This window comes from Sphingomonas changbaiensis NBRC 104936, assembly GCF_000974765.1.
In the GTDB taxonomy this organism is placed as follows: domain Bacteria; phylum Pseudomonadota; class Alphaproteobacteria; order Sphingomonadales; family Sphingomonadaceae; genus Sphingomonas_B; species Sphingomonas_B changbaiensis.
The window spans coordinates 72,014-87,191 of sequence record NZ_BBWU01000028.1; the positions used below are offsets into that span (position 1 = coordinate 72,014).

Here is a 15,178-nt window from a genome sequence, read left to right on the forward strand (position 1 = left end):
TAACCTAATTAGTTGTGCCGAAGCGGCACAGGATCATTGTATGATCTTATGTCGGCTTGCGGACAGACGTGCCGATCAAGGGGCGATAATCGTGGCGCGAGTATTCGGTTGCGCCCGTGGTGGGCCAGCCACGCCGGGGGGCGAAATGAGTAACGACAACAATAACAGCCGCAGTGCCGGTGCGACCCTCAGCGTGGCGCTTCAATTCGCCGGCAACCGGCTGCTGGCGTCGCTGAATCCGACCGATCGCGCCATCCTCGAGCCGGCGATGTCGAGCGTGCTGCTCAATCGCGGCGACGTCCTGTTCGAACCCGGCGAGGACGTGTCGCACACCTACTTCCCCGGCCCCGGCGTGGTCGCCTCGCTGGTCGTGACGATGACCGACGGCCGCGCGGTCGAGGCGGTGACGATCGGCCGCGAAGGCGCGATCGGCGGCATCGTCAGCGCGGGGAATAAGCCGGCATTCGCCCGCGCGGTCGTGCAGATCGGCGGCATCGCGCTCAAGATGGAGACGGCGGCGCTGGAAAGCGCCAAAGAGCGCTCGGGCGCGATCCGCGACCTGTTCAGCCGCTATGCCGACACCCTGCTTGCCCAGACCATGCAATCGGTCGCCTGCAACGCGCTGCACGCGATCGACGCGCGGCTGTGCCGCTGGCTCCTGACCACGCACGACCGGGTCGATTCAGACGAGATCGCGCTGACCCAGGAATATCTTGCCGAAATGCTGGGCGTGCAGCGCACGACCGTCAGCGGCGTGGCGCGCGTGCTCCAGGAACGCGGATTGATCAGCTACAGCCGCGGTCGGATGGTGATTCTCGACCGCGCCGCGATCGAGCAATGCGCGTGCGAATGCTATCGCGACGTGCAGAACCATTTCCGCGCGGTCCTGCCCGACGCGCGCCCGCAGAAAGTGGTCGACTCCAAGGCCGGCTAGTGCCGGTGCTCGCGGCGAAGCTGGTAGCGGCCGTCGCGAAAGCCGTCGAACAGGCCGCGGATGGCCGGATGGTCGACCGGCTCCGCCTCATCGTCCGCCAGCAGATTCTGCTGGCTCACATACGCGATGTAGCTGCTGTCGGAGTTCTCGGCGAGCAGGTGGTAAAAGGGCTGGTCCTTGCGCGGGCGGACGTCTTCGGGAATCGCCTGGTACCATTCCTCGGAATTGGCGAAGACCGGGTCGATGTCGAACACGACACCGCGGAAATCGAACAGCCGGTGCCGGACAACATCGCCGACGGCAAAGCGCGCATGCACGATCGCCGGCGCGGTGACCTGGGTTTCGGCCAAAGGAAATGACTTGTCCATGGTCCGAGCCTATGTAGGGACGCGATGCGCGTCCGCCAAGCAGACGCTTGTGCCCCGCTTCCCGTTCCGCTAGGGGCACCGCTTCCTCGACCGGGCGCCCGTTCCAGGGCCCCAAGCATCTCGCGGAGAGGTGGCTGAGTGGTCGAAAGCACCGCACTCGAAATGCGGCGTGCCGGCAACGGTACCGAGGGTTCGAATCCCTCCCTCTCCGCCACTTACTTCCCGCTCCAGAGACAATCTTTAGGATCGGCCCTTTACTGAGGGTTATGATCGTCTAGGCTGATACAAAACCTGATACAAACGGGCCACAATGAAGCGGGTTGCGGGACAGCGATATCTCTTTCGCCGCCAGAATGGGGCCTATGTTTTCCGGCGAGGAATACCTGCGTCAGTGCGCGCGCTTTTTGGTGGCCGGTCGGAGGTTGTGAAAACACTCTCTGCTGTGGATTGGCCGGGTCGCAGACGAGAACTAAACCGCTTGATCGAAGACTTTGAGGCCACGGCGCAATCCGCCAATCGCACTGTCCACGCGATAACCGGGGGGAAGCCCTCCCCGTCGCCGGAACTGATGGAGGCGGCTGTTCGCAGTTGGTTTCGAGAACGAGTTGAACGACCTGATTTCGACGGAACCGCCGATCCCGGTCAAGAACCGTTCACGAGCATCGAAGCGCAACGGGCCGACCTGCAACGGCTCGCCACGTCCTTGGGTGCCGAGACGCCAGTTACGACGGCCTGGATCGCTCAGGACATGATCGAGCAAAATGGCTGGAGTGTTGAGGCGGGCAGCAATACGTTTCGACGGCTCAGTCGGCTCGTGGCGAGAGGGCAACTCGCGGCTCTTGGGCGGCAGCGCCAAGACTTGGCCCTTCTGCCACGCAGAACCGACGATGAAATGTTTTCGGCCGAAAACTTTCGGCTAGATGAAGAGAGGGCCAAAGCGCGGCCTGCCGCACATGTAAGCATCCGGAGCCTTTTCGCGAAGTATCTAGCTGAGCGGAAGCCCGCTGCGGCCACAGAGAAAGCCTGGTCTCGCTTCATTGCGGCTTGGGTCGAGTTCATCGGCCATGACGATGCAGCGGCGATCACTCCTGACGATGTCCTTCGTTGGAAGGATCACCTCGCCTCTGAACCTATTGCTGCCGGCCAATGCAGGTCTGCCAAAACCGTCAATGAGACATATCTGGCTGCCCTGCGCACTGTTCTCGGATGGGGTGTTTCTAATCGACTGCTGTCAGCTAATGCGGCGAGCGGCATCCGCGTATACGGTCCCCGTCGCCAGCGCACTCGCGATGCTAGCTTCTCTGATGGAGAGGCGACTGCAATCCTGAGAGCCTCGTTGCGGTCGCCACCAATCGGAGTTTCGTCTCAGAGAGCACTGGCGATCCGATGGGTGCCGTGGATTTGCGCCTACACAGGTGCTCGGGTCAACGAAGTCACACAGTTGAGAGCCGATGACATATATCAGGAGGAAGGTGTTTGGGTAATCCGCATCACCCCCGAGGCCGGCAGCACGAAAAATCATCGCTACCGAGCGGTTGCCTTGCACAATCACATTCTGGAACAGGGCTTCCTTGAGGCTGTCTCCAACTTGCGAGGACCGCTATTTTACGATCCGGCACAGTATCGTGGTGGGAAAAAGGGTAATCCGCAGAGCAAGAAGTGCGGCGAGTTCCTGGCTCGCTGGGTGCGAACCGAAGCCAAGGTGACTGATCCTCGCGTCCAACCCAATCACGGCTGGCGTCACAGGTTCAAAACAGTTGCCCGACGGGTCAGGATGGACGCTGAGGTTTGCGAATATATCCAGGGCCATGCGGGTCGGACTGAGGGAAGCAAATATGGCGAGCAACCGCCTTCCGTCACGGCACGGGAGATCAACCTGATCCCTCGGTATCAACTGTGAGGGCGCTGGTATTCGGAAACTTCAGACGGCTCTCGTCGCCTGGGCCAATGGGGATGTCGAAAATCTCTATGGGCTATGAGCCTACCGCACCGGTGCGGCCCATTCACGTGACCGAGATGCAAATCCGCCTTGCGTCGAGGCAGGGGTCCGCCGATCTTCCGCACGGCCGTCCGGCTAACCTGGACATACTAGCGCTTCATCCATTATGGCGCTGAAGGTGCCTACCTTCATCGATTTGTTTGCCGGCTGCGGCGGGCTTTCCCTTGGGCTTATCCGTGCGGGGTTCGTGTGCAACTTTGCAGTGGAAGCCCATGCGGATGCGTTTTCCACTTATCGCGCAAATTTGATCGACGGAGAAATTAGAGCGCACAGTTGGCCTGATTGGCTGGAGGTTGGACCACACGACGTCGTGGCAATCGCCCGAGATCACAAAGCGCACTTGGCTTCGCTTCGGGGTGCCGTCGATCTGATTGCTGGCGGTCCACCCTGTCAGGGTTTCTCCACCAACGGGCGACGAAATCCAGACGATCCGCGCAGCCGAATGGTAGACGCCTATCTCGACATTGTCGAACTGGTGCAGCCGCCGCTTGTCTTGATCGAAAATGTTCGTGGCTTCACGTCGATGCCTCACGCTGACGGAGGCTCTTATTCCGACGCTGTGAAAAGGCGATTGGGGGCGTTGGGCTATGATGCGTGGGCCGACGTATTTCTGGCTTCCGATTTTGGCGTGCCGCAGCGAAGGCCGAGATATATTTGCATCGCGGCTCGAAAGGGCAGCATCCCCGGTATCAACCCCTTGGCAAGATTGCGTGCATCGCGACTGCGGTTTTTGCGCGAAAAAGGGTTAGGAATTGAGCCCGTTACGACGAGAGAAGCGCTATCCGACCTGGCATTGGACGGGCAGCAGCCGATAGCTGATCGAGAGTGGGGCCATCTGGGTTTCGGCGCAGTCTCACGGCACGACGACCGGACGCTGACCCAGTATCAGCAGATTATGAGAGCCGGGTGCAATGGGCAACCATCGGATTGCCGCATCCCTAGGCACTCGGCATCTACTAGATCGAGAATGAGGGAAATCCTCGACACTTGCCGGGCCGGCCGCAACATAACACCGACTGACAGGAAGCGGTTGGGCATGGGAAAACGAACGACAACGCTGTTAGATGCGGATGCGCCTTCTCCAACCGTAACGACCTTGCCTGACGACTTTATTCACTACTCCGACGCGAGAACGATGAGCGTCCGCGAGTTAGCAAGATTGCAGTCCTTTCCGGACTGGTTTTCATTTCGCGGACCATACACGAGTGGCGGCCCGAGGCGACAAGTCGCCTGTCCAAGATATACTCAGGTTGGAAATGCGGTGCCGCCGATGCTGGCAGAAGCCATCGGTGACATGCTTCGCCGTTTGCTACGCGACCAACAGGTCCCTGAGCGCGCAGATATCCCGGTGGTAAGAGAGAAATTCGGCGCGATAGCGCTCAAAGTCGCCGCGAGTTAGTGCGGCTCCTTCCTTCCTTCGAATGATCCACCCGTCTTCTGTTCGTTCCTCTAGGGCGTGCGCAAGCGTATTTCGCCGAAACAAAACCTTCGACGGATAATTCCTCAACGCCCGCAATAGGTCTCTTACCTCATCAGACCCGTTTTCACTTCTGGCCCTATCCCTAGCTTCCGAAAAAAGTAATCCGCTCGGCACCGGCAAGCCGAATATCAGGTCATTTAGCGTTTTGTAATCCGCTAAGCTTTCGACCTGGCGCTTCGCTCCGTCAACGATTTTGTCTTTGATGCTTGTGACAATTTCTTTCGATTTCTGATCATCCTTGCCGAAGTGGATTAAAATGTTCCGAAGTTGCTGGTCACAATCCGCGACAACCTGAGCCGCCAAGCCACGCATGGCGTTCAGCCTGTTCAATGCCGGAGAAAGATCGCGGATCAACTCGGCTACTCGCTGGGCGAGCCTGTCTCGATGGACGCAGTAGACCCCCTCAATCCCTGCCTTGAACATCATTTCACGTAGCGAGCCTTCATCGACGCCACTATAAAATAGGAGCGGTGTGGACGGAAAATGTCGACGAACATCCTTCGCCAGATCGTTTCCGCGCAATCCCTCGCCGAGCCGCAAATCGAGCAGGATCAACTCAAAATCATGGTAGTGGTTCTGCCGCTGGGCAAACGCTTTTATTTCCTCCTCGGTCTCCACTCTCTGGACTTCCGGGTGAAAGCCGTTTTGCCGGATTGCTGCCTTGATCGCATCGACTTCAGCATTACTTGCCTGGTCCTCTATCCAGCACACATTGAAGGTGAGGTTCATGCCTTCTTACTCGGCAGCGTCATGATGAACTCCGCTCTTCCGGGCGCTCTGTCGGGGTCGAGGATCAAATTCCCGCCCATTGCCTCAACTACTTTCCGGGCGTGAAACAAACCGAGCCCGGTGCCCTCCACCGTGGAGGTGTAACCCTTTTCAAAAATCTTCGTCGGGTCGATCCTCGTTTCGTCGATACCTCGCCCGTCATCTGAGATCGTGATTTCGACCTTCTTGCTGCCTTTCGCTTGACGGGCGGCGAGGGTCATGATCGTCGCGCCATGTTTTCGGGCATTGTCCAGCATGTTATCGACGACCACCACAAGGTCCACCGGTCTGAAACGAGCGTCCTGAGAGAGACCGTTTGCCTCAAACCTCACGTTTGCAGTCGCATCGCGGTTGGCCCGAACCTGATTGACATACTCGTCGAGGAACTCGACCACGTCGCCTTCAAGTAAGTCAGTCTCAAGGTCGAACCGCGCGTTTGAAGCAAAGCGGGCGACAGCGGTCAGACGATCATTCTCCAGATGAATGTAGTCGAGGTCGTCGATTACCCTTCGTGTTCGAGCCCTAATCGAAGCGGCCGCGTCCTGAAGATCATCATCCTCGTGCTCGTTCAGTAGATCGGCGGCAGCAGCGAGGACCGCGTTGGCATCCCCGAGAGCACGATCAATTGCCGCTCCGATATGACCAGAATAAATCATCACCTGATGCAGAAGCAGCGTCATCTGCTCAACAGTCATGTCTTGGGTAGACGCAAGATATCTAGCCTGTCTTTCGAGGCGAGATATCCGTGCATCCGCCAGCGCCTTTGCGGCCAGCGCCTCCCTTGCCGCGCGTGTCGCTTCTCTCTCGGCTTCTTCAAGTTCGGCCTGTCGCGCCCGCGCTTCCTCAATTCTACGAAGAAGGGCCTCGTCGCCCTGCTTTTCCGCAATAGTCGTGAGCGCCTTCATCGCGCCATCGAGGGAGCGCTGACCATCGTCAAAAATCTCGATGATCACGGGGTTGAAGTATTCCAGAGTGAGGTCACGGGTCGCGGCCAACTGGGCAATTACTTGCGCAACGCGACCCTTTGTCTCACCAAATTGGATGCCGCTCGCGTCATCCCGGTCTGCATCGGTCTTATCTTGCCACGTTACTCCCACAACGTAGCGTTCCAGGCGGACTACAGCCTTTCTTATAATGGCCTGATAGAGGTCGCGCGAATGTGCGTCTTCAATCAGCCCAGCATCGCGACTTGATGCTTCGCGGAACATTCTGGGAGGAGCAAGAACATCCACCCGGCCCATTATGTCCCGCGTGCCGAGATATCGCGACGAACCCTGCTGCTTGCGTCGGTTCAGGCCCAACGTGTCGTCGTTTTCCTCGCCGATTGGAAAAATACGAAAGCCGTTGAGGAAAAGAAAGATGCTGCCAAACTCAACCGGGCGCACCCCCATTCTCCGGGTGAAGGTCGCCTTAGCGCTACGGTTCAGGTAGAATATCTCGGCCCTTACCTCTGCGCCAATCAACCCAGAAAATTCGTTCTTCTCGCGGATAGTGTAGATGCGCAACCCCCTGTCGACCAAGCTGGTGACTATCCCGTCGTTTGTGATCTGCACATCAATTCGGGTGGTCTTCTCAGTCAGTAGGTCGCGCAAATCATTGCCCACCGGGCCTTCGAGTTCTGCGATCTGCTCCTCGTCCAAATCCTTATCGCGAACGGATATATGGACCGGCGTGTCCTTCGTCGTGCCAAAAGGATCAATCAACTTTTCTAGGTATTGCCGGAGCCGCGTTATGTCGTCCGGCCACCACGAGCCACGGAGATGGCCGATGCGTAGCGCCGTGCCTGAGCCGGGGGGAAGCCTTATCGGAGCATCAGCGGGAAAGTCAGGCTGGGTCTGGAGGCGAACACCAATCGTTTGGAATAGCTTCTTGCTGTCAGCTTCGAAGCGGTCCCATTCGACGTCGAGCCGCTGCGTAGGCGCACCTTTCTTTCGGCGCGAATAAAGTTGGAGCGTCGCACCCAGAGTATCGCACGAAAATCGGCCGATACCTTTGCTACCAGCAAACTGCCCCTGTGGACGGATACGATCCCTGTAATCGCCACTTATCTCAGCGTCTTCCGAACCGTCCGCCTTCGCCGAATAAGCAACGAACAACCATCGCTCGCGGATCGCCGCTTCGTCCATCCCCTTGCCGTTGTCGACAATCCAAATCTCGTTCTTGTCCAGATCGAACGCGATATCCACGCGCTTTGCCTGCGCATCGAAGGCATTTTTGACGAGTTCGAACACGGCCACGAACTCGTTCGTTACGAGGTCGCGCCCAATGATATCTTTCAGATGCGAACTTACTCGAAAATGCTCTGTGCTCGCCATGCTCCCCCCGAATACACCAGATAGGATACCTATGCCGACAATGAGCCCGGATCAACGAAGGAGGCTGATGGCCCGGTTTCGAGGCAAGGATACCAAACCAGAAATTTTGGTCCGAAGGGCGCTGCACGCTGCCGGAAGACGCTTTCGCCTGCATCGAGGAGACTTGCCTGGAAAGCCCGACATCGCGTTGCCAAGGGATCGAACAGTGGTTTTCGTACACGGTTGTTTCTGGCACGGCCACCGCGATTGCTCCATCGCTCGGCTACCAAAAACTCAGCCATTATTCTGGGCGCAGAAGTTCGAACAAAATCAAGCGAGAGATGAGCGGGTTCGTGCCGCGCTAACGGCGTTAGGATGGCGAGTAATCGTGATTTGGGAATGTGAAGCAAAATCTGACCATCTATCGGAGTTGCTCGTGCAGCACGGCCTTATCAATCGATCTCGATGAGGCTTTCCCATGCTAGACGGCGAACGAGCAGTGGATGGGTCTCACATACATCGCCTCACTCGAATTTAGACGATTTCGCACTGGGTCTAGAGGCTTGTTTGACAGGGCTTGTCAGTCCCGGACGTCGAACCCTAGGAAGCGCAGCGCTTTGATCGTTCGCCCGTTGATCGGCGGGCGCTCCTCGTCCATCCAGCCCAGCAACTCCATCACAGAAGCCTCCCCGAAGCCGACCAGCTTCCAACGCTCGTTCTGGATGCAGTCGTAAGCGCGTTCCAGTGAGAGGCCAGGACCATATAAGAGATAGGTCAGCGTCTCTTTTATCCGGCTAAGCGGGTTTAGCCTGAACTCCTCCTTCAATCCCCTTTCGCCGCCTTTTACGTGTCGCAGCCTGTCGTGAAAGGCGTGAACGCCGATGAGCGCACCGAACAGATCATCATAGTTCAGGGCTGCGATAACCTGCTCGGAGCCCATCGCCTTACGGAGGCCGGAAATGCGGGCGCTCTCCTTCGCAGCGTCGTATAAATCGCCCGCTCGGGTGTCCGTGGAAGTAAGCCAATCCGCAAGCTGGGCGACAATCCGCTCCCGACGCTGTGGTGCTGGGGCCAATGCCGTTGTCTGCCACTCATCGCCGGGCGCTTTGGCCAGCCTGCACCACCCTAAGAACCTGCCCAGCTCGACCAGCCGGTCCTCATTTTCGAAATCGGGCCGACGTTGCCCAAAGTCCTCGAAAACGCCTTCCACCTCTCGGAACGCGGGGATTAGCTGTTCATCATATTTGCGTTGGTAGCGTTGAAGGAAGGCTCGCTCCTTCGAGACCTTGTCGCTGCCTACCTTGGCACTGGGGACAATGGCCTTTGGAACGAGCGCCTCTAACGCCTTTTGGAAATCTGCCTCCTCCTGAGGATTTCCGATCCTGCGGTAGGCAAGTTCGTATTGCTTTAGGACCTCGGCAGTGAGGGTGATCGCGTTTGACCAGAACAACTCAAACAGGCCGACCAGATCGGCAAACCCTTCGTCACGCTCCTTCGTGAGGACAACGGAAACCTCGCGATTGCTCATGAGCCCGCTTTCGGTGAGATTAGCCGAGCCTACGAGCGCCGTGTCGCCGACAACGTATAGCTTCGCGTGGAACTCTCTGTCGGTGTAGTAGCGGATCGTGACCCCCGGCAGACCCATAGCGTCCTTCAGCACGGGCGGCCGGGTGATTGAGCAGAGCCGAACCAGTAGATGCACTTTGCACCCTCGTTTCACGAGCGTCTCGACTGGCTTGCACGTCGTAAAGAAGGGACTGGCAAGATAGGCGTCGCAAGCGTCAGCTGTGCAATCCGAAAACCAGTTCAGCGTGTAGCCCGTCGATCCAGTGTTCCCGTATGTGTTTCTGATCGCCCCCAATGTCGTCGCTCCCCCTCTGTGAGCGATCAGACTGGCGGCTTTGTGGTGCCTGCACAATGAGCAGTCGAGCGCTCTCCAGCCCACCGGAAAATATAATGGACAGTGGAGGTGCGTCTCGTGTGCGAGCGTTACCGCGCACCAGAAAATGAGGTGGCTGGGCTCACTAAGACCTAGACCATACTCCTCACTCGGCTAGTTTTATCATGTAGAGCAAGAGGTTAGAGGGCATGTTTGTCGGATACGCTCGCACCAGCACCGTGGATCAAGTCGCGGGCCTTGAGGCGCAGGAGAGGGACCTTGCCCGTGCAACGGGTTGCACTGGCGAGATCAAGATATTCGTGGAGCAGGTTTCGTCTGTTTCGGACCGACCGCAGCTTCGCGCAGCGCTGGAGTTCGTTCGCGAAGGCGATGCGTTCATCGTGACGCGGCTCGACAGGCTGGCCCGGTCTACGTCCGACCTTCTCTCAATACTCGATGTGCTGGAGCGTAAGGGCGTAGCGCTCCGCATTTTGGATTTCGGCGGCAGCGAGGTCGACACCAAGTCACCGTCCGGCCGCTTCCTCGTGACGATGTTCGGCGCAGTGGCCCAGTTCGAGCGGGAGTTGCTTCTTCAACGCCAGAGAGAGGGGATTGCGAAGGCCAAGGCGGAGGGAAAATATCGCGGTAGAGCGCCAACGGCGAGGCGGAAAGCAGCCTTGATGCGGCAGCTTCACAGCGAGGGGCTAAAGCCCGCTGAAATCGCGGCCCGCACTCAAACATCCCGCGCATCGGTGTATCGTCTGCTTTCAGAGGAGACCGGAAAAACGAACAGACCCGCTCCCACGGCTAACGCCGGAAAAACGAATGAGCCTGCGCTTCCGGAGAGCGCCGGAACATGAAGTCGGTCCAGCGCCTGTTCGCCGATGCAACCGCAGCCATCGAGGACCTGCACGGCATCGCTGTAGAGGGCCAACGGCCTGACCTAAGTGCCGACGCTGGTGAGCAGCTTGCCGGAGCCCTTCATGAGGGGATCGTCCGGCTCGACCGGCTGGTGATCTCACTCCTTCGCGTTCTGGGCGGCAAGTCAGCATGAGCCGCATCGGCTACTATAATGGCTGGTCGCCTCAAGCTCGGCTTGCGACGCTGCCGATCCAGCGGGCAGCATACCGGAGCGGCGAACTTGAGCGCCCGCGCCAGTGTTCCATCTGCGGCTTCAAGAAGGAGCCGGGTGATACATCACGCCGCTATCTGATGCTCCACCAAGAGCGATATGACCGGCCGCTGGAAGGCTACGGCTGCTGCCGCGACTGCCACTGGGCATTGCACGCTCGTTTTGATCAGCCGAGCCGCTGGAAAAGGCTGTTGGCGCGAACGGGGCACACAGGGTGGGCGGCTCACCTCTCGCTGGACCCTGCCTCGCAGTTCCGGCCTTTCGATGAGACATATTCTGCGGGGCTCCCACCACCTTAGTCAGTCGAGAAGGGAGCCCGCTTCGGTGCCCAGCGCGAGTGCGATCTTCTCCACGACCCGCACTGTCGGGTTTCTAGTGCCTCGCTCTAGATCGGATATGTAGGTTCGATGGAGCCCCACGTGGTCGGCGAACGCCTCTTGTGACAATCCAGTTCGCTCCCGGAGTGCACGGATATTCCTCCCAAGGCGGCGACAGACGTCCACCCTTTGAGATCAAGCCGTTGCTGACTATCAGTCTACAGACGATGAGAGTAGTTTGGGGGCGACGCGATGGACGACGAAGCAGGGGCACCGGCCGCAGAAGGCGATCAGACGAAAGCTATATTCGGGCAGAGCCTACTCGGCTGCCTCATTATCATCGTTGCGATTGGGCTGCTCTCTCTGCTGGTCGCAGGCTGTCAGAAGTTGATTGGCACGCTTGAACCAGACCCACCCACTGCCGAGGAACGAGCGGTTGCTCAGGCCGAGGCTGTGCTTGCCAAGGAGAAAGCTGCGGCTTCTTCCTCGTCCATCAGCAAAGTAGATGCCTTCATGCGCTGCTCAGAAGCCTTCAAGGCAGCGGTTGCCGACCCGAGGTCCGTAGCCTTCGATCCTCTCGACACTACGTTCACAACGGACGGAAATCGCGCTCGCTTCACTGTAGGCGTGACTGCAAAGAACCGGCTTGGGCTGGAGGTGAACAGGACCGCCGCCTGCGTATTTGAGGATGGGCAACTTACCTCCGTGGAAGCGTTACCGTAAAATCAGCGGCCCAGACTGCAACTGTGGCTATCGGGTCAGTGAGCCCCACGCTTTGGCGGGTCCGCCGAACGGGCGAGATATTTCATCGCGGTGGTTCGCGGAGAGCACTTGATTAAGGCCCTACCATGATGCCTTGATTGGCTCATCGGGGGGGGGAAGTCATGGCAGTCAGTCACATTACCAAGAAATCAGTTCTAGCCGCCATTGCCGAACACGACCGGAAAGGCGAGACAGCCTTTTTGAAGGAATATGGTTTTGATCTCTCCCGCGACTATTGGCTGATCCACAATGGTCGGTCGTATGTCTCGAAGGCCATTGCAAATGTGGCGCAAGCGATTGGTATGGGTCGTCCGTTCACCCGCGACATGATGCTAAGCGGCGGCGTGGCTTGGTCGGTCCGTGGCCTGCAAAAAGCCGGGTTCCAAGTTCACAAGGGCGCGCGCCCAACCTTTGGGGGTGCGAACAGCGCGAACGAACGCGGGCCAAAATGGACACGAGAAGAACTAATCCTGGCGTTAGAACTCTACATGCGAAATCGTCGGTCGCCGCCCGGTAAGGGGAGCGCCGAAGTCGCCGAACTTTCGCAAGTGCTGAACTTGCTGGCGCTCGCAACAGGAGTTGCCAGGACGGCCAAATACCGCAACCGGAACGGCGTCTACCTGAAGATGATGAACTTCCGACGTTTTGATCCGCAATACACATCGAGTGGCAGGACCGGCATGGCGCGTGGTGGCAAACTAGAGGAGCCGATCTGGACTGAGTTTGCGAACCGGCTTCCCGAACTTCGTCGCGCTGCCGCGTTGATCCGGGGTTCGGTGCAAAATCGCGATTTGGTGGATGAGATCGCAGCCATCGGCGACGGGGATGATGAAGGCGCGGTGGAGGGCGGCTTCACTCACCGCCTTCACCGTGTCTACGAGCGCGACAGAAAAGTGATCGAAAAGAAGAAGCGTCAGGTGCGCCACACCACCGGCGCGCTCCGATGCGAGGTTTGTGAGTTGGACTTCCGAGAGCGGTATGGTGCACACGGCGATGGTTACATCGAGGTGCATCACAAGCGGCCGGTATTCCAGATGCGGCCGGGCGAGCGAACGAAACCAGAAGACCTCGCGCTTCTTTGCGCAAACTGCCACCGAATGGTTCATCGCACTCGCGAACCGCTCCCGGTCGACCGCCTGATTAAGATGCTCACGCCCTCACTATCGACGTGAGAACGCCAAACGAACTATACAACGGCATGGGCACGAGTGCAGCATGGACGCCAGAACGGCGTGCCAAACAGTCCGAAGTCATTCGTCGGGTTAAGCCCTGGACGAAGTCGACGGGGCCGACCTCTGAGGCCGGGAAGGCCCGGTCATCGCAAAACGCATATAAGGGGGGATGGCGAGCCTTCGAGCGGGCTAGTGCTCGGCGGGCTCGTGCTGTGGCGCGGGTTCTGCAAATCCAAGCGCACCTCCTCGGTCACGATCCATTGTCTGATAACGAGCCAACATGGCGGCAAAGGGCGCGCACCTTGGCTGCTGTTGAGCGGGATTTTTTCCGGCTCGGCGAGGCGCAGGGGCTCGTTGAAGAACTCATGCAAGAGTTTCTAGATGAGCACTGACGTTGGGCGCTGAGGATGGGGTCGCCTGTGCTCTATAGAGGGAAGATAACGCTGCGCACATCAGAACAGCACTGAGGAAGGAATGACGCGTTCACCCATCGTCCGACCACGGCAACGTGGGAGGATACCCGGCCTGCCCGGCTTCGACCGCAACCTCCGGCCGCTAGATCATGAGTGGCGCTTTGATCAAATCAGACTGCGCCTCGGCGGATCATGGCAGACACGGCACTCGTCTAGTGATCTGTGGGAAAGCCTGCCCGGCAATCCTGATTTGATGGCGTGGTTTACCAACCCCGCGATCTCGCAGGGGCGGTTCTCTTGGGGAACAAGTCGACAGGCTCCAATGACCCTTTCCAGGGTCACGATAGATGCAGGGGGCCTAAACCATAATATCGGATCGCTTAGGGTCGAAGTGATCTGCAACCCCACGAGGAGCCTCTCGCACCTTCTAGCCCGCTTTGGTGAGCAGAGCACACCCGAGGCTCTCGCTGATCTTCCGGCCGTGGATTTTTTCGCGTCTGCGGGTCCGGGCAGCGTGCCTCTCGGTCTCGACGGGAGCGATAACTGGATCAGCAGGCCGGGCGAGGCACAAGCGGCGTTTGGCAATCCCGACCTGTTCGGCGTCTTCATGCCGATATTTTTTGGCAAACTCCGCCACCTCCTCCAGCAAAGTCTCTCTCCTTCATTGGAGGCCGACTGGCGTTCAGAAGGAGGCTCAGACGTGATGCTGGGCTCCAGCGAAGTCCGGCTGCACTGGAGCAGTGTTTCGCTGACGCGCTGCGAAGTCTATTTCGAGCGGTATCATAACAATGCTCTTGAGGCAGTCCGACGAGCGAGCATGTCCATCTTGGATAACGATGTGCAGAGCACAGTTACCCAATATGGTCGGAGTAGCGTTGATCGAAGCGGTGGAGCGCTCTCAATCCGGCTCTCGCTGAGCAAGTCTCGAACTCTCGTGATCTACGCGAAAGAGCGCCGCCGCCTGCGCTTTGAGGTTCAAAGAACGGGCAAGGCCGGGGTAGCGAGGTCGAGGGCTCCAGAGACGTTCGAGAACCTTTTTCGTCTCTTGAGAGCCGACAAGCGTCATTCCCATGAGCAGGTCCCGTGGGGGACGATTGGATTGCAGTTTGACGAGCCTGATGCGCCGACGTTGGCGGACCTAGTCGCAATCTTCCGGAAGGTGTTCCGCGCTGCTGCATCCGACGCTGACGCAGCGAGCGAAACTATAGCAACGCTCCTGATCGACGGCGGGATAATGGTAGACGAGACCAACAATGGGTCAATCATCGGCGCACTCGAAAGGGAGGGGCTTGTAGCGCGTGTAAGGCTTAGAAGCCGGGCTCCGAAAAGAAGCGCCCCGAGATTTGCACTCACAGAGCCATACGCCTCTTTGCAGCGTCGCCTCCGGGAGTTGCTCCCCGTTGTAGCGGGCGGCATTTCGGAGCCCTAAGACGCTTGGGTGCGAGATGATGGCCCTTACCCCCCTCAACATATCAAGACCTCCTGATGTCGCTCTATAATCGGCGTTGGCGCTACAAAACCTGATACAAACCTGTTTCGATTGAGCAGTTAAGTATCTGATATTTTTGCCTGTCGATTGGGAGGGTTAGTTTCCCTCCCTCTCCGCCACGCACTTGTCAGGTTCTGCGCGACGAAGCGGGTGGGCGCCGGGCCGCTCAAT

14 protein-coding genes and 1 tRNA gene are annotated in these 15,178 nt (G+C 58.5%); 10 read left to right on the forward strand and 5 right to left on the reverse strand.

Annotated features, from left to right (window positions below):
* Nucleotides 1-145: 145 nt before the first annotated feature.
* Nucleotides 146-934: a Crp/Fnr family transcriptional regulator gene (locus SCH01S_RS06845; RefSeq protein ID WP_046348040.1), complete on the forward strand. Its 789-nt coding sequence runs from the start codon at nt 146-148 to the stop codon at nt 932-934.
* Here the strand turns inward: SCH01S_RS06845 and hspQ are convergent.
* Nucleotides 931-1,302: a heat shock protein HspQ gene (gene hspQ, locus SCH01S_RS06850; RefSeq protein WP_046348041.1), complete on the reverse strand. Its 372-nt coding sequence runs from the start codon at nt 1,300-1,302 to the stop codon at nt 931-933. The two genes, SCH01S_RS06845 and hspQ, sit on opposite strands and share 4 nt — an antisense overlap.
* Before the next feature lie 124 nt (nt 1,303-1,426).
* Between hspQ and SCH01S_RS06855 the strand changes: the two genes are divergently transcribed.
* The 3 genes from SCH01S_RS06855 (at nt 1,427) to SCH01S_RS17410 (ending at nt 4,700) form a co-directional block, all read left to right on the forward strand.
* Nucleotides 1,427-1,516, forward strand: a tRNA-Ser gene (locus SCH01S_RS06855).
* A 264-nt stretch (nt 1,517-1,780) separates the two neighbouring features.
* Nucleotides 1,781-3,202 carry a site-specific integrase gene (locus SCH01S_RS16360; protein ID WP_169746365.1) on the forward strand — a complete coding sequence of 474 codons (1,422 nt, stop codon included), beginning with the start codon at nt 1,781-1,783 and terminating at the stop codon, nt 3,200-3,202.
* 205 nt (nt 3,203-3,407) lie between these two features.
* A complete protein-coding gene (locus tag SCH01S_RS17410; RefSeq protein ID WP_084689437.1) occupies nt 3,408-4,700 on the forward strand; it encodes a DNA cytosine methyltransferase in 1,293 nt (430 codons plus the stop codon).
* Here the strand turns inward: SCH01S_RS17410 and SCH01S_RS06860 are convergent.
* Nucleotides 4,611-5,510, reverse strand: a complete 900-nt coding sequence (locus SCH01S_RS06860) for a response regulator (protein ID WP_046348042.1) — start codon at nt 5,508-5,510, stop codon at nt 4,611-4,613. The two genes, SCH01S_RS17410 and SCH01S_RS06860, sit on opposite strands and share 90 nt — an antisense overlap.
* Entirely contained in the window at nt 5,507-7,864 is a 2,358-nt protein-coding gene (locus SCH01S_RS06865; RefSeq protein WP_046348043.1) for an ATP-binding protein, read from the reverse strand. The genes SCH01S_RS06860 and SCH01S_RS06865 overlap by 4 nt, the downstream gene beginning before the upstream one ends.
* Nucleotides 7,865-7,904: 40 nt before the next feature.
* Here SCH01S_RS06865 and SCH01S_RS16070 point away from each other — a divergent pair, with 40 nt between their 5' ends.
* Nucleotides 7,905-8,312 carry a very short patch repair endonuclease gene (locus tag SCH01S_RS16070; RefSeq protein WP_281174969.1) on the forward strand — a complete coding sequence of 136 codons (408 nt, stop codon included), beginning with the start codon at nt 7,905-7,907 and terminating at the stop codon, nt 8,310-8,312.
* A 111-nt stretch (nt 8,313-8,423) separates the two neighbouring features.
* On the opposite strand, the gene SCH01S_RS06870 is transcribed toward SCH01S_RS16070, so the two are convergent.
* The gene (locus SCH01S_RS06870) at nt 8,424-9,788 is read right to left on the reverse strand and encodes a phospholipase D-like domain-containing protein (protein WP_281174970.1); all 1,365 of its coding nucleotides are present in this window, start codon (nt 9,786-9,788) and stop codon (nt 8,424-8,426) included.
* Between the two features lie 143 nt (nt 9,789-9,931).
* Between SCH01S_RS06870 and SCH01S_RS06875 the strand changes: the two genes are divergently transcribed.
* On the forward strand, nt 9,932-10,582 hold the full coding sequence (locus tag SCH01S_RS06875; RefSeq protein ID WP_084689440.1) for a recombinase family protein: 651 nt from the start codon (nt 9,932-9,934) through the stop codon (nt 10,580-10,582).
* The gene (locus SCH01S_RS06880; protein WP_046348045.1) at nt 10,579-10,776 is read left to right on the forward strand and encodes a hypothetical protein; all 198 of its coding nucleotides are present in this window, start codon (nt 10,579-10,581) and stop codon (nt 10,774-10,776) included. The genes SCH01S_RS06875 and SCH01S_RS06880 overlap by 4 nt, the downstream gene beginning before the upstream one ends.
* A gap of 377 nt (nt 10,777-11,153) precedes the next feature.
* Here the strand turns inward: SCH01S_RS06880 and SCH01S_RS16075 are convergent, their stop codons facing one another.
* Nucleotides 11,154-11,357 carry a helix-turn-helix domain-containing protein gene (locus SCH01S_RS16075; RefSeq protein WP_084689441.1) on the reverse strand — a complete coding sequence of 68 codons (204 nt, stop codon included), beginning with the start codon at nt 11,355-11,357 and terminating at the stop codon, nt 11,154-11,156.
* A 66-nt stretch (nt 11,358-11,423) separates the two neighbouring features.
* On the opposite strand from SCH01S_RS16075, the gene SCH01S_RS06885 reads away from it, so the two are divergent.
* From SCH01S_RS06885 to SCH01S_RS06900, 3 genes are all read left to right on the forward strand, one after another.
* The gene (locus tag SCH01S_RS06885; protein ID WP_046348046.1) at nt 11,424-11,894 is read left to right on the forward strand and encodes a hypothetical protein; all 471 of its coding nucleotides are present in this window, start codon (nt 11,424-11,426) and stop codon (nt 11,892-11,894) included.
* A 161-nt stretch (nt 11,895-12,055) separates the two neighbouring features.
* Nucleotides 12,056-13,105: an HNH endonuclease gene (locus tag SCH01S_RS06890; protein WP_052733825.1), complete on the forward strand. Its 1,050-nt coding sequence runs from the start codon at nt 12,056-12,058 to the stop codon at nt 13,103-13,105.
* A gap of 735 nt (nt 13,106-13,840) precedes the next feature.
* Nucleotides 13,841-14,947: a hypothetical protein gene (locus tag SCH01S_RS06900; protein ID WP_046348048.1), complete on the forward strand. Its 1,107-nt coding sequence runs from the start codon at nt 13,841-13,843 to the stop codon at nt 14,945-14,947.
* Nucleotides 14,948-15,178: the final 231 nt, after the last annotated feature.